Source organism: Corynebacterium sp. HMSC30G07 (assembly GCF_001806945.1).
GTDB lineage: Bacteria > Actinomycetota > Actinomycetes > Mycobacteriales > Mycobacteriaceae > Corynebacterium > Corynebacterium riegelii.
The window spans coordinates 1-19514 of sequence record NZ_KV786459.1; the positions used below are offsets into that span (position 1 = coordinate 1).

Below are 19514 nucleotides of genomic sequence, written 5' to 3' on the forward strand. Positions count from 1 at the left end.
TCGGCGAAAACGATCGCAAAAGAGGGCCAATCTCTCCTACTCGGTGAAGCCGATTTCATTAGAAAAGTTAGCCAATTTTCGGGCGGCAGAATCTCGACGATCAAACTCTCGATCGGCACTTTCCAAGACATTCAGGATGGTCGCGGCCTGATCTTGGGAAAGTATGACTGATGACGATGATGCCATTGCTGCCTCGTTCATTGCGCGGCGAAGAGCGTTCGCGTTTCTACGGAACGTCTCTCTGGGTACTGGCACCGAAATCATGAGTGCAGCATACACCGGCAGGGCGGAAGCGGGAAGGCCAAACCAGCCCGGCCAGATGCTTGAAGACCCCAATCAGGCTGGACCCCCGACTGGAAGGCCGCCTCACCGGACACATTCCGGCCGGTGTAGGGGCTGGTAGGCCCCTAGTGCTGGTGGTAGTCCGCCAAGAAGTTGCCCAGGCGCTCGATGGCGTTTTCCAGCTGGGATGCCCACGGCAGGGTGACCACGCGGAAGTGGTCCGGGGTGGGGTAGTTAAACCCGGTGCCCTGGACCATGAGGATCTTCTCGGACTTGAGCAGATCCAGCATGAAACGTTCATCGTCGTGGATGTTGTACATCTCCGCGTCGATCTTGGGGAAGCAGTACAGCGCACCTTTCGGCTCCACCACGGAGATGCCGGGGATTTCGCGCAGCTTCTTCACCGCAACGTCGCGCTGCTCGTGCAAACGCCCACCATCTGCAGTCAGCTCATAGATGGACTGGCGGCCACCAAGCGCCACCTGGATCGCGTGCTGGCCTGGCACGTTCGCACATAGACGGGTGCCGGAGAGCAGGTCAAGGCCTTCGATGAAGCCTGCCGCGCGTCGACGCGGACCCGTAATAATCATCCACCCAGAGCGGTAACCACACACGCGGTACGCCTTGGATAGGCCGTTGAAGGTCACGCACACCAGGTCGGGGGCGACTTCGGCCATGGAGATGTGCTTCGCACCGTCATAAAGCACGCGGTCATAAATCTCATCCGCAAGCACCATCAGCTCATGCTCACGAGCAATGTTGGCAATGCCTTCAAGAATCTCACGCGAGTACACCGCACCCGTCGGGTTGTTCGGGTTGATCACCACAATCGCCTTGGTGCGCGGCGTGATCTTTGAACGGATGTCCTCCAGCGACGGGTTCCAGTTGTCCTCCTCATCACACATGTAGTGGACCACCTTGCCGCCGGCCAGGGTCGAAGCAGCAGTCCACAGAGGGTAGTCGGGGGCGGGGATGAGGATCTCGTCACCGTCGTTAAGAAGTGCCTGAGTGACCATGCTGATCAGCTCACTGACGCCATTGCCCAGGTAGACATCATCAACGTCAAAATCCGGGAAGTCCTCAATCGTCTCGTAACGGGTCACCACGGCGCGACGTGCGCTGATGATGCCTTTAGACGTGGTGTAGCCCTGCGACGTTGGCAGATTGGCAATCATGTCACGCATGATCACGTCCGGCGCCTCAAAACCGAAGATCGCCGGGTTGCCGGTATTCAGCTTCAAGATGGTGTGGCCGTCACGCTCCATCTGCTCCGCAGTCGCCGTCACCGGGCCACGGATGTCATAGAACACGTTCTTGAGCTTCTCCGCCTGATCAAAATGGCGGTGCTTTTTCAACTGCTTCTTCACCTTCTTTTTACCGCTCTTCTTACCGCTGCCGTTTTTCGCCATGTGGCAATACTAGTCCCGCGGCTTGAAACGATTCATCGTTTGCTGCGCCATATTCAACGCATCCCCCGTCAACCGGTCAATCTGCGCCCTACGCTCCAATTTGCGCTGCGCCAACTCGTACGCCTGGGACTGCTCAAGCTCCAACTGACGCGCACGCACCACCTGGCGGCGCTGCTTCTCCAGCTCACGGATGGAGGGCTGGTACCAATTGTCGGGCCCAACCTTCATCACGTACAGCAACACAAACAGCGTTGGAATGACCAAGAGCAGCAGGCTAGACATCATGGGCCCCGCTAAGGCGCTCGCGGCAAAACTGGCACCGACCGTGCCCAACGTGCCCAGCCAGAACACGCCCGCGCGGGTCCTTTGACCTTGCCTACGCGCAAGCACAATCTCGCGCGCCGAGTACAGCTTGTCCGCACCCTGGCCACCAAACTCCACAGGTTGCAAGGTGTTTGCGGGCTGCGTGCTCGGCGGCGCCGACGGCAGGTCCGCCAAGATCGGGCGCAGATCATTGTTCGTCTGCGCGCTGGCAACCTGGTTGCAGCGCTGGTCGAACTCGTCCATGGTCAACCGGCCCTCGCCAAGCGCGCGGCCAAGGGTGTCCATGGCGTGCATACGCTCAGCGTCGCCGATCCTCATATTGCCGTAGGGAGTGCTCACAATTCCTTTATCCTAGCGGCCCAGCAGGTGCCTTACTGCCAGCGCTGGTCAGCACCAGTGACGCGGTCCGCGTAACGCTGTTGGGACGCGGCATACTCCTCTTCCGGCAGCTGGTAAAAGTACACGCGCGGCAACACAGCCTCGACCTTGTCTAGGTACGTGGTCACAAACGCGTCGACCTCATCGCGCTGAGCGGCGTCCTCGCTGACGTAGATGAACAGCGGACGTGCCAGCGGGTAGTTGCCGCTACGCGCTTCGTCTAACGACGGCGCAACGCCGTCCACCAGCACATTATCGATGTGGGTGCGCGTGTGATCCTCCGTAGCCAAGTAATTGCCAATGCCCATGAAGCTCAACGCATTGACGTCTTCAGCAACCCAACCCGAGAGCTCCTGGATGTCATCGGTGGCCTGGTAATCATCACGAATCTCATCGTTGCCAAGCACCAGCTGCTGGAAAATGCCCAAGGTGCCGGATCCTTCCGGACGCCCATACAACGCGATTTCCTCATCCGGCCAGGACGGATCGATGTCAGACCACTTGGTTACATCCGAATCCTTCGCCCAGATGTCATGCAGCTGCTCAAGGGTAAGGTCCTGCGCCCAATCGTTGTCGCGGTGTTTGACCAGCGTGATGGCGTCCAGCGCAATCGGCAGCTCAACAAAGTTCACACCGTTGTCAGCGCACAGCTGCTGCATGTCCGCCGGGACAGGCACGGAGGAGTCATTGATGTCAGCATCGCCAGCGCAGAACGTGGCGAAACCGTCGGTGGAACCAACCGCGTCAATCTCCACATCAAAGCCGTAACGGTTGGCCATGTACGCACTGATCGGTGCAACGGTAGAGGAACCAGTGATGCGGATTGGCTCACCGCCTGCGGCGTCTGTCCCGCCGGAAGCACAGCCCACGGTCAGTGCGGCAACGGCAGCCAGTGCGGTAAGCACGAGTGGTTTACGCATCCTTCTTGCCCTTCCCCATCTCATCACGGAACTCACGCAACAGCTTGAACAGGTTGCTCCACGAGCCCTTCGAGTTAGCCCAGTACTCCGGGAAGTGCTCGAGCTCCTCTTCCTGCTCCGGGGTAACGTTCGGGTTGATCTTGCGACCGTGACGCTCCTCAAGCTCGGAGCGAAGCTCCTCAGCGGTTTCTTCAAGCTCCTGCAGCAGGGCGTGCAGGGCCTCATCCGGCGCCGCGTTGCGGATCAGGTTATCCGCCAACGGCGACAGGTCTGGGGTTTCGTTGTCCTCTGGGTTGCTGATGTTCATGAGTTAGGTCCTTTGAAGTCTTTAGGTGAAGTCTTTAAGTCAGCGCGTTAGAGATCACAACAGCAAGAATCGGAAGGATGAAGAAAATACCGCCAATCCAAGCCACGACGTAGAGCTTGTTCTTGGTAGCCAGCTCCGCCAACCAGTCAGAACACAGCGGCGGCAGTTTACGCATGAACGGGATGCCCAAGATCAGGATCGCCGCAAAGGTGTTGAACAAGGTGTGGACCAAGGCGCCGGCCATCGCGGCTTCCGCCTCAGCACCAGACGCGGAGAACGCCGCGATCAAGCCTGTCACCGTGGTGCCGATGTTGGCGCCCACCACAAACGGGAACAGCGTACGAACCTCAAACTTGCCGGACGCTGCCAGCGGCACCGTCAGCGCCGTGGTGGTGGAGGAGGACTGCACCAAGGTGGTGATCGTTGCGCCGGAAAGCACACCGACGAACGCGTTCTTACCCAGTGCGGCGTACAGGATCTCCTGCGCCTTGCCCACCAGCAGTGCAGTCAAAATGTTGCCGATGAACTGGATGGAGAACAAGATCAGCACAATACCTACGACGGCAAGGGCGACGCCTCCCCACACGTCTCCAAGCGGGGCGGCCAACGTGCCGGCCAGGCCAACGAGGGGTTCCGTGATCAGGTCAATGAAATCACCGATCGCCTCAAAGATGCCGGAGACAACACCATCACCCTGGCCAGATAGCGACGGCGAGATCGCGGTTGCCGTCTTGCCCAGGAAGCCGGTGAAGATCTCCAGCGGGAAGAAGATCAAAATAGCGATCAGGTTAAAGAAGTCATGCACCGTGGCCATGGAGAAACCACGCTGGAACTGCTTCTTGTTGCCAGCCAGGCCAAGCGCGACCAGGGTGGAGGTCACCGAGGTACCCACGTTGGCACCGAACAGCATCGGGATCGCAATATTCAGCGGCAGGCCACCCGCGATCATGCCCACCACAATGGAAGTGGTGGTGGATGAAGACTGAATAATCGCCGTGGCAACAATGCCAATGGCAAGGCCGACGAACGGGTTCTCCGCAAAGGAGAACAGTTCCTGGGCGCGGTCACCGGCGATGCCCTTAAAGCCATCGCCAATCATGCCCACGCCGTTGAGCAGAATCCACACACCCAACAGCACGGCAACCCAGTTAGCTACCTGCTTTGCCGTGCCCGTAAACGGGAGGAAACCGAGGGGATCCTTGTGCTCGGCGTCATCCTCAACTGCGCGGACGTTGTCCGGGGAGGGGGATTGGCGCCTCATGTTCGCTTCCTTGATGCTCATGCCTACTGCTTCTCGCTGCTCTCGACCGTGTTGAAACGGGTTCAAACGGGTTCAAACGGGTTCAAACCATCTACCGCATAATTCCGCTGGACACGGTACATGGTGCGAGCGAACGGCAGGTGAGATCAAAGTGAACTTTAGGCAAACAATGTAAAGCCGAGCCGGAACCGGGTTACATCGCCTTGTTCATCTCGTAGTACGCACCGCGTTTGCGCAGGAGATCGGCGTGCGAGCCCTGCTCCACAATCTTTCCATCGCGCATGACAATGATCACATCCGCATCCCTAATCGTGGACAGGCGGTGCGCGATGACAAAACTGGTGCGGTTAGAGCGCAACGCGTTCATCGCGTGCTGCACCAAAACCTCGGTGCGGGTGTCTACGGAAGAGGTCGCCTCGTCCAGAATCAACAGCGTCGGCTGGGACAAGAACGCACGCGCAATGGTGATCAGCTGGCGCTCGCCCGCAGAGATTGAGCCGCCGTCCTGGTCCACCACCGTGTCATACCCATCCGGCAGGGAGTGCACGAAACGGTCCACGTACGTTGCCTTCGCCGCCGCGATGACCTCCTCATCAGTGGCATCCAGGCGGCCGTAGCGGATGTTTTCCATGATCGTGCCCTTAAACAGCACTGCGTCCTGCAACACCATGCCGATGTGGCCGCGCAACTCTTCGCGGGAGAGATCGTTGACGTTGACGCCGTCAAGCAAAATCGCGCCCTGGTCCACGTCGTAGAAGCGCATGATCAGATTCACCAGCGTGGTCTTGCCCGCGCCGGTCGGGCCGACAATCGCAGCGGTCTGGCCGGGCTCAACGCGCAGGTTCAAGTCCTGGATCAACGGCTCTGAGTCATAGGAGAAGGAGACGTTTCTAAACTCCACCAGCCCGGTCGGGCTGTCCAGGTGCTCGGTGGCTGCGTCATCAGGCTCTTCTTCAGCATCCAACAGCTCAAAGACGCGCTCCGCGGAAGCAACACCGGACTGCAGCATCTGCATCATGCCCGCAAGCTCGCCCAAAGGTTGGTTGAATTGGCGGGAGTATTGGATGAACGCTGTGGCGTCGCCAAGCGAAATGCGCCCGGAAGCAACCTTCACCCCGCCCAACACCGCAATAGCCACGTACGACAGGTAGGAGACGAACTGCATGATCGGGTGCATCGAGTTCGCCAAAAACTGCGCCTTCTGTGCGGCGCCTGCGAGCTCCTCGTTGCGCTTGGCAAACTCCTCGCGCAGCTGGTCCGTGCGGCCGAAAATCAACGCCACATCGTGCCCGGAGAAAGACTCCTCCACGTGCCCGTTCACATCACCCGTGGCCTTCCACTGGGTGGTGAACTGCTTCTGCGAGCGCGTACCCACAACCGCCATGATCAGGCCGGTTAGCGGCAGCGACAGCAGTGCCACGAGCGCGAGCTGCCAGGAAATCGCGAACATCATCACCAGGATGCCCACCACCGTCAAAAGCGCGTTGAACAGGGAAGACAAGGACTGTTGCAGCGCTTGCTGGACGTTGTCCACGTCATTGGTGGTGCGCGACATCACGTCGCCACGCTGGCGCGTGTCAAAGTAGCGCAACGGCAAGCGGTTGATCTTCGCCTCCACCCGCTCACGCAGGTCAAACACCGCCCGCATGGTCAGCCGGTTCAGGATCGCACCCTGGGCCCACATGAGTATGGACGCCCCCACGTACAATCCCAGCACGATCAAAATCAGCGTGCGCAGACGATCAAAATCAACCCCGTGCGACATCGCACCCGTGAAAATCACATCCACGGCCTGGCCCATCACCCGCGGGGCGTACACCCCGAGCAACACCGACGCAGCGTTCATCACAAACACCGCGATCAGCGCCACCTTGAACGGGGCAAGCAGCCCTAACAGACGCTTCGCCGACGGCCAGAAATGCTTCGCCTTGCGCGGCGCCTTGTTGGAGAAGTCATCGCCGGCCATCTTCTCCTCGTACTCGGCGAGCTGGTCGTCCGTCATGTGTTCAGTGGTTTGATCACTCATGCGTTGACCTCCGCCTGGCTGCGCTCAATCTCGCGATACGTCTCGCTCGATGCCAAGAGCTCCTCATGCGTACCGCGCGCAACAATGCGCCCGGCCTCCATCACCAAAATCTGATCGGCGTGCTTGATGCTGGCCACCTTCTGCGCCACAACAATCACCGTCTTATCAGCAACAATGTCGGTCAGCGCCGCGTTGAGGTTCGCCTCCGTCTTGGCGTCGAGGGCGCTAAAAGAGTCATCAAAAATCAGCACGTCCGCATCCGCCACCAACATCCGCGCAATGCACAAACGCTGCCGTTGACCACCGGAAACGTTGGTGCCGCCCTGGGAGATCGGCATATCCAGATCCTCCACAAACGTCGCCTGCGCCACGCGAAGCGCCTCCCACAGCTCTGCATCAGTCGCATCCGGGTTAGCCATGCGCAGGTTCGTTGCCACAGTCCCCGAGAACAACCAGGGTTTTTGCGGGGTGGCGGCCACGGTGGCGTCGATAAGCAAAAGCCCCGAAGTAGGCGAGTACAACCCCGGAATCAACCCAACAAGCGTGGATTTACCCGCACCCGTCGAGCCGATGATCGCGGTAGTCGTGCCGGGGGTCGCCGTAAAAGTTATGCCCTCCAGCACCGGCAGCTCCGCACCCGGGTAGGTATACGACACATCTCGGAATTCGACGGAGCCCTTCTTGCTTGCCGACGCCTGCGTTACCCCCTCCCTCACCTCATAGCTGAGAACCTCACGTACACGCGTCGCACAGACGAGGGCGCGCGGCAGCATCATGAGCATGAACACGCCCATCATCACCGCCATGAGAATCTGCATCAAATACTGCATAAACGCAGTCAACGCACCGACCTCAACCAGACCGCTGTCCACCCGGTGACTGCCAAACCAGAGTACGGCCGCGGTAGCCAGGTTCAGGATCAGCATGATCACCGGGAACATGGTGACAAAAACGCGGCCAATGTTCAGGCTCAGCTTGGTAATGTCCTGGTTCGCCTCAGTAAAACGCTTCGTCTCGTGCTCTTCGCGGCCGAACGCGCGGACTACCCGGATGCCCGCGATCTGCTCACGGAGCAGCCCGTTGATGTTGTCCAGCTTCTCCTGCATCTGTTTGAACATGGGCATGAGCACCGCCGCGATGATGGCAACGACCACGGTCAGCGTAAGCACCGCCGTGACCACCAGCCAGGACATACCGGCGTCTTGACGAAGCGCCATGAAGATGCCGCCAACCGCCATAATCGGCGCCGCCACCATGAAGTTCATAAACAGCAGGAACGTCATCTGCACCTGCTGCACGTCATTGGTTGCGCGCGTGACCAGCGTCGGCGTGCCAAAGTGCGACATGTCCTCCGCGTTGAAGCCGCTGACCTTGGAAAACACAGCGCTGCGGATGTCGCGGCCCGTCTGCATGGCTACTTTCGACGCAAACCACACCGCCCCAATCGCCGTCAGAACCTGCGCGAACGCCACCAGCAGCATCGTTCGGCCGGTGCGCCAGATGTACGGCACGTCGCCGGTGGCCACGCCGCGGTCAATGATGTTGGCGTTGAGGTCTGGCAACGACAGTGTTGCCAACGTGGTCAGCAGCTGCAGCGCTACCACCAGGGCGATCGCCCACGCGTAGCGCTTGCCAAACCTGCTGGTCAGGCGTATCAAATCCACCGCGGCCTCGATTCTGTTGGTGGTTGTTGGTTTTCTAGGGTTTCAGCCTTTTGAACCTACCGGTTATTCCTGGGACGCCGAAACGGTCGGTGATTTGCCCCTCTGGCGCGGGCCCGGTTCCGGCCTCAGCGGTCGGCCTTGGCGACTCCCTGACAAATCGTGCAGCGCGCCCTTAGCGCCAGGGCAAAGCCGCAGGTCGCTGATTTCGCACCGTCGGATTTGTCAGGATCGGCGGTCGCCCGCTGACAAATCGTGCAGCGGGGGCCTTAGTGCTTCGGCGAACGTGCAGGTCGCCGATTTTGCCTCGTCGGATTTGTCAGCGCAGAAAGCCACTAAGTGCGCGCGCCCCGACACCCTGCTATCGCGGAGGCTCTGTCTTTTAGTGAATAGATGCTCGGTCAGAGGCTCGGGTTTTGGAAAGTCAACGCTCTGACCGAGCATCTACTCACAAAAATGCCGAGGCTGCCCTAAAGGGGTATCCGCACCCCGGTTCACAGGAACGCTGGACAACCTTCAAAACAATACGGTTATGTCGAAAACGGGCCGCAATTTCGACACGTTCCCGTCGATATGTCGAACGGTTCGACATGTCGGAGGCGTTATGTCGAAAATGAGGCGAAAATTCGACACGTCATGAGGTATCCGCATACGCTGCTGTCATGGCGTCCTTTGATCCGAACGTGCCCTACAACCAGTTGCCGCCGCCCCCTCCAGCGGGTGAGGTGGAGACTGCACGGGTGCTCAAAGCGGTTATTGCTGCCTCCAGGGAACTGGCGGCGCTTAACACTGCGTGTGAGCTGATTCCAAACCCGGACACTATTACGGCGACGATCCCGTTGCGGGAAGCGCAGGCTTCGACGGAAATCGAGAACATTGTCACGACGAACGATGAACTCTTCCGTGCAGAGTGGGACGTGGATCCAACGCCAAGTCCAGCGACGAAGGAGGCGCTGCGTTACACGGTTGCGCTACGTCATGGTGCAAGTCGGATTGATGATCAGCCGGTTTCGGAGAAGCTGGCGATGGAGATTTGCTCGCAACTGCAAGGCCAACCAGCGGCTATTCGCTCAACGCCGGGTACGTACATTGGTGACCCGTTCACACAGCGCCGACGCTATACACCGCCGGAGGGCAAAGACGCTATTGAGCGCCATTTGAGCGCATGGGATCGCTACATTTACTCGCCACACGGATTGGATCCGTTGGTGCTGATGGCGTTGACCCATTACCAGTTTGAGGCGATCCACCCGTTCTATGACGGCAACGGCAGGACCGGCAGGATTCTCAATATTCTGCTTTTGCTGCAGACGGGCGTGTTGACGCTTCCGGTGCTCTACATGTCCGGCTACATCGTGGATAACAAGGAGCGCTACTACGAGCTGCTTGCGGCTGTTACCGAGAATGACGCCTGGGAAGATTGGATCGTCTTCATGGTTACGGCGGTGGAGCATTCGGCGGCCGCTGCCAGGGCGTTGATTAATGATTTGCGGGAGGAACAGCAGCGAACGGAGCAGGTGATTCGCGACGCCGGCGTGTCACCCGCACACGAACTGAGTGAGTTGCTGTTTCAAAAGCCCTACATTCGGATTGCGGACGTGGTTGATGCTGGGTTGGCCCATCGCCAGACAGCATCGACATGGTTGAGCAAACTTGCCCAGGTTGGGGTACTAGAGGAGTTGGATGCGGGCCGGACCAAGATTTTCCTGCATCGTCGCGCAGTGGCGATCTTGACCCGGCGCTAGCCCCTAAAGGCCAACCTCAGACCAACCCGAGACCCCCGGGTGCCGGTTATTCGCCGGCGCGGGAGTGGCCGAGCATCTCTTCCCACTCCACGATCTTCTTACGCTCGCGCGGGAAGGTGGTGTCGGCGGCACCGAGGGCACGCTCGGCCTCGTCAAGCTTGTACCAGCCTTCCCAGGTGGCGTAGTCCACGCCGCGGGAACGCAGGAGGTCGAGGATGGCGTCGGCGCTATCGTTGGTCGGGGTGGCAAGGTTGCCAGCTACACCGTCGGCGACCAGCATGTCGGTGGTTTCCTTGGCGTCGGACTTGGTGTTGCCAATCAGGCCGACAGGCCCGCGCTTGATCCAGCCGGTGGTGTAGAGCTTCGGCACGATCTCGCCGTCGGCTTCGGTGAGGACGTGGCCGCCGTCGTTAGGAATGACGTGGCGCTCAAGGTCGAACGGGACGCCCTCAACTGGCTCGGAGCGGTAGCCAACGGCGTGGTAGACCTGCTGCACTGGCCAGTCGGTGAACTTGCCGGTGCCGGTGATGCCGCCCTGGCCGTCGAGTTCTTGGCGTTCGGTGCGGATGCCGGTGATCACGCCGGCGTCGTCAAGAAGAACCTCAACCGGCTCCTCGAAGAAATGGATGTGGATCTTGTGCGGGCTGTCGTCCGGCTCGCGCATGGCGTAGGACTCTAGGACGGAGCAGACCAGGTCGACGGACTTGTCGGCGCGGCGGACTTCCTCAGAAAGTTGGTCGTAGTCAATATCCTCCGGGTCCACCAGCACCTGGATGGTCGGGGATTCATCCAGCTCGCGCAGCTCCTTCGGCGTGAACTTTGCCTGGGCGGGGCCGCGGCGGCCGAACATGTGGACCGTTTTCGCCTTGTTCTGCTTGAGGGACTCGTAGACGTTGTCCGGGATTTCCGTAACCGCCAGCTCGTCGGCGGTCTTGGCCAGCACGCGGGAGATGTCCAGCGCCACGTTGCCAACGCCGATAACGGCAACTTCCTCGGCGCTTAAGTCCCAGGAGCGCTCGAAGCGCGGGTTGCCGTCGTAGAAGCCGACGAACTCGCCGGCGCCGATGGACTTGTCGCCGCCCGGGATGAGCAGCTGGCGGTCGCGCACGGCACCCGTGGAGAACACCACTGCGTGGTAGTAGTCGGTCAGTTCTTCGACGGTGATGTCGCGGCCCACGGTGACGTTGGCAATGAGGCGCAGGTTGTCTTTGTCCAGCACGTTGTGCAGGGACTTCACAATGCCTTTGATGCGCGGGTGGTCGGGTGCCACGCCGTAGCGGATGAGGCCGAATGGCGCTGGCATCTGCTCGAAGAGGTCGACGTGAATGTCCAGCTCTTTGTTGTTGATCAACAGGTCGGATGCGTAGATGCCGGCTGGTCCGGCGCCGACTATGGCCACGCGCAGGGTCATGAGTTGTGTCCTTTCGTTATATGTATCCTTGCCAATATAGCCGATAGACAAATCGGTCTGCTAATCGGCGCAATTTTGGCACTCCACCACTCAACCACCCTTCACGTCGCTGGCAAAGAATAACATTCAGCAATAAAGCCCCACTTAAACCCACTTTCTACTCACCGACATTGCAATAGACCTACCGGTACGGTTAGCTATCGAAACAACGCAAATAAACCGTATTTAGTAAACCGATCGGTCTAGTTAGGAAGTGGCCATGAGCGCACCAGCAGTCACCAAGCCAGCTACGAAAGCCCGCACCCCAAAACCGGAGGGCCAGTGGCTTATCGACGGCCAAGCGCCCCTCAACACCGACGAAGCCATCAAGCAGGCGTCTGAAATCTGGGACGTTAAGCAGCGCGTGATTGACACCTACGCCAAGGGCGGATTCGACTCCATTGACCGTGAGGATCTCTACCCGCGCTTCAAGTGGCTGGGCTTGTACACGCAGCGCAAGCAGAACCTGGGCGGCGAGTTCACCGGCGAGGACAACCAGGTGCTGGAAGACAAGTTTTTCATGATGCGCATTCGCTTCGACGGCGGCATCTGCTCCACCGCGCAAGCCCGCGCGGTAGGGGAGCTCTCGCGCGATTACGCCCGCTCCACGGTGGACCTGACGGATCGGCAGAACATCCAGTTCCACTGGGTGCGGATTGAGGACGTCCCGGCGATCTGGGAGAAGCTCGAAGCCAACGGCCTGAACACGTGGGATGCCTGCGGGGATGTACCGCGTGTGGTGTTGGGCTCGCCAGTAGCCGGCATTGCCAAGGACGAGATTATTGATGCCACCCCGGCCATCCAGAAGATCCAGCAGATCTATACAGACCCGGAGTTTCAGAACCTGCCGCGCAAGTTCAAGTCCGCGATCTCCGGCAACGCGCGCCAGGACGTGGTGCACGAGATCAACGATCTCGCGTTTATCGGCGTCGAGCACCCGGAACTCGGCCCCGGCTTCGAGTGCTACGTCGGCGGTGGCTTGTCCACCAATCCGATGCTGGCGCAGTCCCTTGGCGCGTTTATCACCCTTGAGCAGGTGCCGGAGGTCTGGGCGAACGTGGTGCGCATCTTCCGTGATTACGGCTACCGCCGCCTGCGCAACCGCGCGCGCCTGAAGTTCTTAGTGCAGAAGTGGGGCGTGGAGAAGTTCCGCCAGGTCCTCGAAGAGGATTACTTGGGCTACAAGCTTGCGGACGGCCCACACGCGCCCAACAACCTCGTTGACCGTGACCACATCGGCGTCCACGAACAAAAGGACGGCAACGTCTACATCGGCGTGAAGCCAACGCTTGGCCACATGTCCGGTGAACAGCTCATTGCCGTGGCCGACACGGCTGAAAAATACGGCGTGACCCAGTTGCGGTTTACCCCGTTTAAGGAGCTGTTGCTGTTGGGTGTGGATCGCGGGGACGTCGATAAGCTAAAGCTCGAACTTGAAACCTTGGGGTTATCCAGTGAGCCGAGCGAGTTTCGTAGGGGTCTGATTTCATGTACTGGCCTGGAGTTTTGCAAGCTGGCGCACGTGACCACGAAGTCCCGGGCGATTGAGCTGGCCGATGAGCTGGAGGAGCGCTTCGGGGATTTGGATTCTCCGATCAGCATTTCGCTCAACGGCTGCCCGAACGCGTGCGCGCGCCACCAGGTCTCCGACATTGGTCTTAAAGGCCAGATGGTGGACAACGGCCACGGCGAGAAGGTCGAGGGCTTCCAGGTACACCTGGGTGGCACGATCGGTGAGGGCGCGAACTTTGGCCGCAAGCTGCGCGGACACAAGGTGCTTTCCAGCGAGCTGACGGACTACGTCACCCGCGTTGTGGGCAACTACCTAGACAAGCGTGAGCCTGCTGAGACGTTCCGCACCTGGGTGCAGCGCGCTGATGAGGAGGATCTGAAGTAATGCGCCGCGCGCCAAACCCCAACCGAAACTTCCCCACGTACTGCCCGTACTGCGGCGGCGAGGAGCTGGAGCCGAACGAGGAGACGGATTTCGCCTGGAAGTGTAACGAGTGCCTGCGCGTGTTTGAAGTGAAGTTCCACGGCCAAGACGCGCCCGATACGCCGCCTGCGCCTGCGCGCTCTACCCCCGAGGCCTTGCAGGAATCACTAGTCAGGCGTGGTCACACTGCGGTGCTGGCCGGGAGCGGGAATACTGACGGGGATGGAAAACGAGATGAATAATATGCTGCACCTGAATACGGCCAGCTTCCGCGATCCGGAAGTCAGCCCCGAAGGCCCGAAAACAACCGAGCCGCTGGACCCGGACATTGCCAAGCGCAACGCCGAGCTGGTTGAGCGTTTTGGCACGCTGCTTTTTAGCGCCTCCGCGCAAGAAATCCTCGCCTGGGCCCACGAACACGCGCCGGGCCCGCTGGCGGTGACGCTGTCGATGGAAAACACGGTGCTTGCGGAGCTTGCGAAGCGCTACCTGCCGGGCGCGGACTTCCTGTTCTTGGACACGGAGTACCACTTCCCGGAAACACTTGAGGTGGCCGATGCGGTGGAGCACCGCTACCCGCAGCACCGCCTGGTGCGCGCGAAAGCGCAGCTAAGCCGCGCGGAGCAGGACGAGGTGTACGGCCCGAACCTGTACCTGCGCAACCCGGGCGCGTGCTGCCGGATGCGCAAGGTGGAGCCGCTTGCGGTGCACATGAGCCCGTACGTGGGTTGGATTACGGGCTTGAGGCGTGCGGACGGCCCGACGCGGGCCGAAGCCCCCGCCCTAAGCCTTGATGCCACGGGCAGGTTGAAGATTTCCCCGCTGGTGACGTGGACGCTGGAGGAAACCGAAGCGTTTGAGCAGGACAACGATCTGATTATTCACCCGCTGACGCGCCAGGGGTATCCGTCGATTGGCTGTGCCACCTGCACGATGCCGGTAGCTGAGGGTGAGGATCCGCGTGCTGGCCGCTGGGCGTTTGCCGCGAAGACTGAGTGCGGTTTGCACGAGTAAGTAAGGAGCAACACGATGACTGAACGTTCACCGCTTTCACCGCACTTGCGGGACTTGGAAAATGAGTCCATCCACATCATCCGTGAGGTAGCTGGCCAGTTTGACAAGATCGGCCTGCTGTTTTCCGGTGGCAAGGATTCCTGCGTGGTGCTGCACTTGTGCATGCTTGCGTTCGCGCCGGCGAAGATGCCGATTGAGCTTTTGCATGTGGATACGGGCCATAACTTCCCGGAGGTCATTGAGTTCCGGGACCGCCTGGTGGAGCAGACCGGTGCGCGCCTTCGCGTGGCGCACGTGCAGGACTGGATCGATCGGGGTGATCTGACGGAGCGCCCGGACGGTACGCGCAACCCCTTGCAGACGGTGCCGTTGGTAGAGACCATCGCTGAGGTTGGCTATGACGCGGTGCTCGGTGGTGCCCGCCGTGATGAGGAGCGTGCCCGCGCGAAGGAGCGCGTGTTTTCTGTGCGCGATTCTTTCGGCGGCTGGGATCCGCGCCGCCAGCGCCCGGAGCTGTGGGACTTGTACAACGGCGGCAAGCTGCCGGGCGAAAACATCCGCGTGTTCCCCATTTCCAACTGGACGGAAGCGGACGTGTGGGAGTACATCGGTGCGCGCGGCATTGAGCTGCCCAGCATCTACTTCGCGCATGACCGCGAGGTGTTCAACCGTGACGGCATGTGGCTGACTGCCGGCGACTGGGGTGGGCCGAAGGAGGGCGAGCAGCTTGAGACCCGCCGCGTGCGCTACCGCACCGTGGGCGATATGAGCTGCACGGGTGCCGTTGATTCGGATGCGGCCACCATTGACCAGGTGCTTGTAGAGATTGCCAATTCCACCTTGACCGAGCGCGGCGCAACCCGCGCGGATGACCGCTTGAGCGAGTCCGCAATGGAGGACCGCAAGAAGGAGGGTTACTTCTGATGACTGCGACCACTCATGCACGCGAGGCGTTAGCCAACCGCGCGACGCTGCGCCTGTGCACCGCCGGTTCTGTTGATGACGGCAAGTCCACCTTCGTCGGCCGCCTCTTGCACGACACGAAGTCCGTGCTTGCAGACCAGCTTGCTTCCGTTGAGCGCACCTCCGCCGACCGCGGCTTCGAGGGCCTCGACCTGTCGCTTCTCGTAGACGGCCTGCGCGCCGAGCGCGAGCAGGGCATCACTATCGACGTTGCCTACCGCTACTTCGCCACCGACAAACGCACCTTCATCCTGGCGGATACCCCAGGGCACGTGCAGTACACGCGCAATACGGTGACGGGCATGTCCACGTCCCAGGTTGTGGTGCTGCTTGTAGATGCCCGCAACGGTGTTGTCGAACAAACCGTGCGCCACCTGAACGTGGCAAGCCTGCTTGGTGTCAAAACGGTGATCCTGGCCGTGAACAAGATCGACTTGGTGGACTACTCCCAGGACGTGTTTAACCAGATCAAGGCCACCTTCGACGCAAAGACGGCGGAGCTGGGCATCGAAGACCCGCACGTGGTGCCGATCAGTGCGCTCAAGGGCGACAACGTTGCGCAGCGCTCCACGGAAACACCGTGGTACACCGGGCCGACCGTGCTTGAGCTTTTGGAATCCATCCCGGTGACCCACGGGCGCGCCGATGGGTTGGACTTCCGCTTCCCAATCCAATACGTGCTGCGGGAGCACGCCAGCGACTACCGCGCCTACGCAGGCCGCGTCACCGCCGGATCTATCAGCGTGGGCGACGAGGTGCTCGCCCCACACGGTCGCACCACCACGGTTGCAGGCATTGATACCGCCGACGGTGAGGTGACCACCGCCAACACCGGCGACTCGATTGCACTGCGGCTTAGCGACGAGATCGATCTCACCCGCGGCGACCTGCTGACCTCGCAAGCTCGGCCAGCAGAAACGAGGGAGTTCGCTGCCACCATCGTCGCGCTTACGGAGAAGGACCTGCGCGCCGGGCAGGCAGTGAAGCTGCGCTACGGCACAGCACTTGTGCGTGCGCGTATTGCCAGCGTGGAGCGCATTCTGGACATTGACAGCGCGGACAAGGACACGCTGGATCCGGAACACGTGCAGCTCAACGACATCGCGCATGTGACCATCCAGACCGCCGATGAACTTCCCGTGGAGCCGTACGCCGCCCGCGGCGCGGTGGGCAACTTCCTGCTGGTAGATCAGGCAAGCGGGAACACGCTTGCGGCCGGCCTGGTGGGCCGTCGCCTGCGCTAGGACGGATACGGCCATGACTGCCCTGATCACCCTCGCTCACGGTTCGCGCCACCCGCGCGCGGCCGCCGGCGTTGAGGCACTCACCCGCGCCGCAGCTCGGCGCCTCGGGGTGCGCGGGCAGGCCGCCTACTTGGAGTTCGATGAGCCCTTGCTTATCGACGCCACACGCCACACCCCCGAACCCACCATCATCGTGCCCCTGCTGTTCACCGATGCGTTCCACGCACGCTATGACGTGCCGCAGCATGTGGCCGAAGCGCGCGAGGCGCAGGCACGTGAATCTGCTGGCTCGCAGGCGTCGTTGACGCTGGCCAAAGGCCTTGGCATCGACCAGGACTTGGTGGACGTGCTAGCGGCGCGCGTGCTGCAAGATGCGCCCGTTGGCGCCCACGTGGTCCTGTATCCGGTGGGGACGTCGGATCCGGTGGCGGCGGGGCGGTATGGGGAGGTTGCGGATGGCGTCGAAAAGCAAACTGCTCGGGCGGTCAGTGTGGTGGCCGCAACGCGCGGGGGAGTAGAGGAACTGCGGGCGCTGGAGCGGACGCACGGTGCGCTGCATGTTCTGCCGATGTTTGTCACGCACGGGCTGCTGCTAGACCGTGCGCGTGCGGCGCTACCTGGGGCGAGTTTCTCGGAGCCGTTGGGCACTGATCTGGCCGCGATTGTGGCGAAGCGTTTTAGCCAAGCACTGAACGATTTGGAGGTGACCCATGCGTAGTACAACAACCCTGCTGTTTATCGCAGTGGCCGGATTTACAGCGCAGCTTGTAGACGGCGGCTTGGGCATGGGCTTCGGCGCCACCTCCACCACGATTCTTATCATGCTCGCCGGGCTGACACCGGCGGCGGCATCAGCGGTGGTGCACACCGCGGAGCTGGGCACGACCCTGGTTTCGGGTGTGGCGCACTGGCGCTTCGGCAACGTGGATTGGCGCACGGTGGCCGCAATCGGCATCCCGGGCGCGGTCGGTTCCTTTACCGGTGCGCTGCTGCTGTCCTCTTTATCTATGGAGCACGCTCGCCCGGTGATGTCGCTAGTCCTGGCGGCAATCGGTGTCAACCTGATGCTGCGTTTCGCCCGCGGGCTGACGCGGCGCAAGCTGTCACCGAAACCGCACTCCAAGGGATTCCTCGGCGCGCTGGGCCTGGCCGGCGGGTTTATCGACGCCACCGGTGGCGGCGGCTGGGGACCCGTCACCACCTCCACCTTGCTATCTGCGGGACGCAGTGAACCGCGAAGAATCGTGGGCACCGTCAACACCGCCGAATTCCTAGTCACCGCAGCTGCCACCGCAGGCTTTGTGGTGGGCATGTGGAGCCAATTGCTGGCCAACCTGGCGGCGGTGGTGGCGCTGCTGGTCGGCGGCGTGATTGCCGCACCGATCGCCGCGTGGCTGGTTACTCGCATCAACCCGATCATCCTCGGCGGGTTTGTAGGCACGCTCATTACAGTGCTGAACCTGCCAGTAGTCCTTGCCGCTGTGGGCCTTGACCAGCAGCTGTGGGTTGTGCGTGTCCTGCTGCTGTGCCTGGGCGCGGTGCTGTGTTGGCGAGGCGCCGTTAAAGCGCGGGCGAACTCGAAAGCGGCCTCAGTTGCCGAGGGCGCGACGCCGCTGGTGGTGGACCCGCCGCAGCGCGTGGCCGTGGTGGAGTAGGTGGTGCGCGGCGTGGCGGCGTGGCGGGGTCGGTTGCGCGGCGGGGTCGGTTGCGCCCCCTCCCGACGCGTTTGCAGCTACCTACACCCGGCTACCAAGCGAAAAAACGGCAGGTAGCTGCATGTAGGTAGCTGCATTTGGCGTGGGCGCACTTCCCGCATCGGCTCGCACGCCGAATTCGTACAAACGTGCAGGACCCCGAGACAGTGTGGGTGGCCTTTGCTAACATTTTTCTTCGTCACGGCAACTTCCGGAAGTGCATATTTATACATACATGCAGGAAGTTGCCAGCTTGTTTCCAACCGATTGGAGTCAAACCCATGTCAACGCCGAATAATGGCTGGGGATCCGGAGGAGGTTGGGGTGCGCCTCAACCAGGGTCCGGCCCTTCGCCGCAGCCTGCAGCCCCAGGTGGCGGGTGGGGCTCGGCCCCGTCAGGTGGCGCCTGGGGGAGCCCGTCACCACAACAGGCGCAGCCGTCCCAGCCGCAGCAGCCCTCGTGGGGTCAGGACACGAGCCAGTCGCTGGGGCGCGATTCGTCCTTCGGTAACTCCTTCGGCGGCGGTAGCAGCGCAGAGCCGGAGTACGGCGACCAGTCGGATGAGTTCACCACCACATCCGCACCGCACCTGATGCTGGTGCCAAGTTTGGCGCTGGCGGTTATCTCGCTGGTGATGTTGGCGATTGCGGGCTTCGGTCCGTTGCGAAGCATCGATGCCCAGTGGGGCGTGCTCAGCGGCGTTGCCTGGGCGCTGTCCGGCATCGTCGGTGTCTCCGCGTTGGGCCTGTACTTTTCCAAGAACACGCAGGCGCGCGCTGAAGGCTTGTACGAAATCGTTGGTTGGAAGCAGGCACTGTTCTACGTCACGGTGGCTGCGTTGGTTATCGCCGTGGTGCTCTCCAGCATCATGTTCGCGCTTTGGTTCGGGAGGCAGTAGT

16 protein-coding genes are annotated in these 19514 nt (G+C 61.1%); 8 read left to right on the forward strand and 8 right to left on the reverse strand.

Features of this window, described 5'->3' with window-relative positions:
• Positions 1-407 precede the first annotated feature (407 nt).
• From HMPREF3104_RS04745 to HMPREF3104_RS04775, 7 genes are all read right to left on the reverse strand, one after another.
• Positions 408-1691, reverse strand: a complete 1284-nt coding sequence (locus tag HMPREF3104_RS04745; protein ID WP_070494607.1) for a pyridoxal phosphate-dependent aminotransferase — start codon at positions 1689-1691, stop codon at positions 408-410.
• A gap of 9 nt (positions 1692-1700) precedes the next feature.
• Entirely contained in the window at positions 1701-2354 is a 654-nt protein-coding gene (locus HMPREF3104_RS04750; protein ID WP_070494608.1) for a DUF1707 SHOCT-like domain-containing protein, read from the reverse strand.
• Between the two features lie 32 nt (positions 2355-2386).
• Entirely contained in the window at positions 2387-3313 is a 927-nt protein-coding gene (locus HMPREF3104_RS04755; protein WP_070494609.1) for a substrate-binding domain-containing protein, read from the reverse strand.
• On the reverse strand, positions 3306-3620 hold the full coding sequence (locus HMPREF3104_RS12450) for a hypothetical protein (RefSeq protein WP_052205901.1): 315 nt from the start codon (positions 3618-3620) through the stop codon (positions 3306-3308). The genes HMPREF3104_RS04755 and HMPREF3104_RS12450 overlap by 8 nt, the downstream gene beginning before the upstream one ends.
• A gap of 34 nt (positions 3621-3654) precedes the next feature.
• A complete protein-coding gene (locus HMPREF3104_RS04765) occupies positions 3655-4902 on the reverse strand; it encodes a Na/Pi symporter (protein WP_083278938.1) in 1248 nt (415 codons plus the stop codon).
• Positions 4903-5074: 172 nt separating this feature from the next.
• On the reverse strand, positions 5075-6907 hold the full coding sequence (locus tag HMPREF3104_RS04770) for an ABC transporter ATP-binding protein (protein WP_070494610.1): 1833 nt from the start codon (positions 6905-6907) through the stop codon (positions 5075-5077).
• The gene (locus HMPREF3104_RS04775; RefSeq protein ID WP_070494611.1) at positions 6904-8571 is read right to left on the reverse strand and encodes an ABC transporter ATP-binding protein; all 1668 of its coding nucleotides are present in this window, start codon (positions 8569-8571) and stop codon (positions 6904-6906) included. The genes HMPREF3104_RS04770 and HMPREF3104_RS04775 overlap by 4 nt, the downstream gene beginning before the upstream one ends.
• A gap of 659 nt (positions 8572-9230) precedes the next feature.
• Here HMPREF3104_RS04775 and HMPREF3104_RS04780 point away from each other — a divergent pair.
• The gene (locus HMPREF3104_RS04780) at positions 9231-10313 is read left to right on the forward strand and encodes a Fic family protein (RefSeq protein WP_083278939.1); all 1083 of its coding nucleotides are present in this window, start codon (positions 9231-9233) and stop codon (positions 10311-10313) included.
• A gap of 46 nt (positions 10314-10359) precedes the next feature.
• On the opposite strand, the gene HMPREF3104_RS04785 is transcribed toward HMPREF3104_RS04780, so the two are convergent.
• Positions 10360-11724, reverse strand: a complete 1365-nt coding sequence (locus HMPREF3104_RS04785; RefSeq protein ID WP_070494612.1) for an FAD-dependent oxidoreductase — start codon at positions 11722-11724, stop codon at positions 10360-10362.
• Positions 11725-11983: 259 nt separating this feature from the next.
• On the opposite strand from HMPREF3104_RS04785, the gene HMPREF3104_RS04790 reads away from it, so the two are divergent.
• From HMPREF3104_RS04790 to HMPREF3104_RS12280, 7 genes are all read left to right on the forward strand, one after another.
• The gene (locus tag HMPREF3104_RS04790) at positions 11984-13660 is read left to right on the forward strand and encodes a nitrite/sulfite reductase (RefSeq protein WP_070494613.1); all 1677 of its coding nucleotides are present in this window, start codon (positions 11984-11986) and stop codon (positions 13658-13660) included.
• A gap of 273 nt (positions 13661-13933) precedes the next feature.
• Positions 13934-14713: a phosphoadenylyl-sulfate reductase gene (locus tag HMPREF3104_RS04800; protein ID WP_371441039.1), complete on the forward strand. Its 780-nt coding sequence runs from the start codon at positions 13934-13936 to the stop codon at positions 14711-14713.
• A 15-nt stretch (positions 14714-14728) separates the two neighbouring features.
• Positions 14729-15637 carry a sulfate adenylyltransferase subunit CysD gene (gene cysD, locus HMPREF3104_RS04805; protein WP_070494615.1) on the forward strand — a complete coding sequence of 303 codons (909 nt, stop codon included), beginning with the start codon at positions 14729-14731 and terminating at the stop codon, positions 15635-15637.
• On the forward strand, positions 15637-16920 hold the full coding sequence (locus HMPREF3104_RS04810) for a sulfate adenylyltransferase subunit 1 (protein WP_070494616.1): 1284 nt from the start codon (positions 15637-15639) through the stop codon (positions 16918-16920). Before cysD ends, HMPREF3104_RS04810 begins: the two co-directional genes overlap by 1 nt.
• Positions 16921-16933: 13 nt before the next feature.
• Positions 16934-17638: a sirohydrochlorin chelatase gene (locus tag HMPREF3104_RS04815; RefSeq protein WP_070494617.1), complete on the forward strand. Its 705-nt coding sequence runs from the start codon at positions 16934-16936 to the stop codon at positions 17636-17638.
• A complete protein-coding gene (locus HMPREF3104_RS04820) occupies positions 17631-18575 on the forward strand; it encodes a sulfite exporter TauE/SafE family protein (protein ID WP_070494618.1) in 945 nt (314 codons plus the stop codon). Before HMPREF3104_RS04815 ends, HMPREF3104_RS04820 begins: the two co-directional genes overlap by 8 nt.
• A gap of 320 nt (positions 18576-18895) precedes the next feature.
• Positions 18896-19513: a hypothetical protein gene (locus HMPREF3104_RS12280; RefSeq protein WP_141738131.1), complete on the forward strand. Its 618-nt coding sequence runs from the start codon at positions 18896-18898 to the stop codon at positions 19511-19513.
• Position 19514 lies beyond the last annotated feature (1 nt).

Coding starts and splice junctions, on each gene's coding strand:
- HMPREF3104_RS04810 (WP_070494616.1), top strand. CDS start 15,637: ATGACTGCGACCACTCATGCACGCGAGGCGTTAGCCAACCGCGCGACG.
- HMPREF3104_RS12450 (WP_052205901.1), bottom strand. CDS start 3,620: ATGAACATCAGCAACCCAGAGGACAACGAAACCCCAGACCTGTCGCCG.
- HMPREF3104_RS04780 (WP_083278939.1), top strand. CDS start 9,231: ATGGCGTCCTTTGATCCGAACGTGCCCTACAACCAGTTGCCGCCGCCC.
- HMPREF3104_RS04770 (WP_070494610.1), bottom strand. CDS start 6,907: ATGAGTGATCAAACCACTGAACACATGACGGACGACCAGCTCGCCGAG.
- HMPREF3104_RS04765 (WP_083278938.1), bottom strand. CDS start 4,902: ATGAGCATCAAGGAAGCGAACATGAGGCGCCAATCCCCCTCCCCGGAC.
- HMPREF3104_RS12280 (WP_141738131.1), top strand. CDS start 18,896: ATGTCAACGCCGAATAATGGCTGGGGATCCGGAGGAGGTTGGGGTGCG.
- HMPREF3104_RS04800 (WP_371441039.1), top strand. CDS start 13,934: ATGAATAATATGCTGCACCTGAATACGGCCAGCTTCCGCGATCCGGAA.
- HMPREF3104_RS04790 (WP_070494613.1), top strand. CDS start 11,984: ATGAGCGCACCAGCAGTCACCAAGCCAGCTACGAAAGCCCGCACCCCA.
- HMPREF3104_RS04820 (WP_070494618.1), top strand. CDS start 17,631: ATGCGTAGTACAACAACCCTGCTGTTTATCGCAGTGGCCGGATTTACA.
- HMPREF3104_RS04755 (WP_070494609.1), bottom strand. CDS start 3,313: ATGCGTAAACCACTCGTGCTTACCGCACTGGCTGCCGTTGCCGCACTG.
- HMPREF3104_RS04785 (WP_070494612.1), bottom strand. CDS start 11,724: ATGACCCTGCGCGTGGCCATAGTCGGCGCCGGACCAGCCGGCATCTAC.
- HMPREF3104_RS04815 (WP_070494617.1), top strand. CDS start 16,934: ATGACTGCCCTGATCACCCTCGCTCACGGTTCGCGCCACCCGCGCGCG.
- cysD (WP_070494615.1), top strand. CDS start 14,729: ATGACTGAACGTTCACCGCTTTCACCGCACTTGCGGGACTTGGAAAAT.
- HMPREF3104_RS04745 (WP_070494607.1), bottom strand. CDS start 1,691: ATGGCGAAAAACGGCAGCGGTAAGAAGAGCGGTAAAAAGAAGGTGAAG.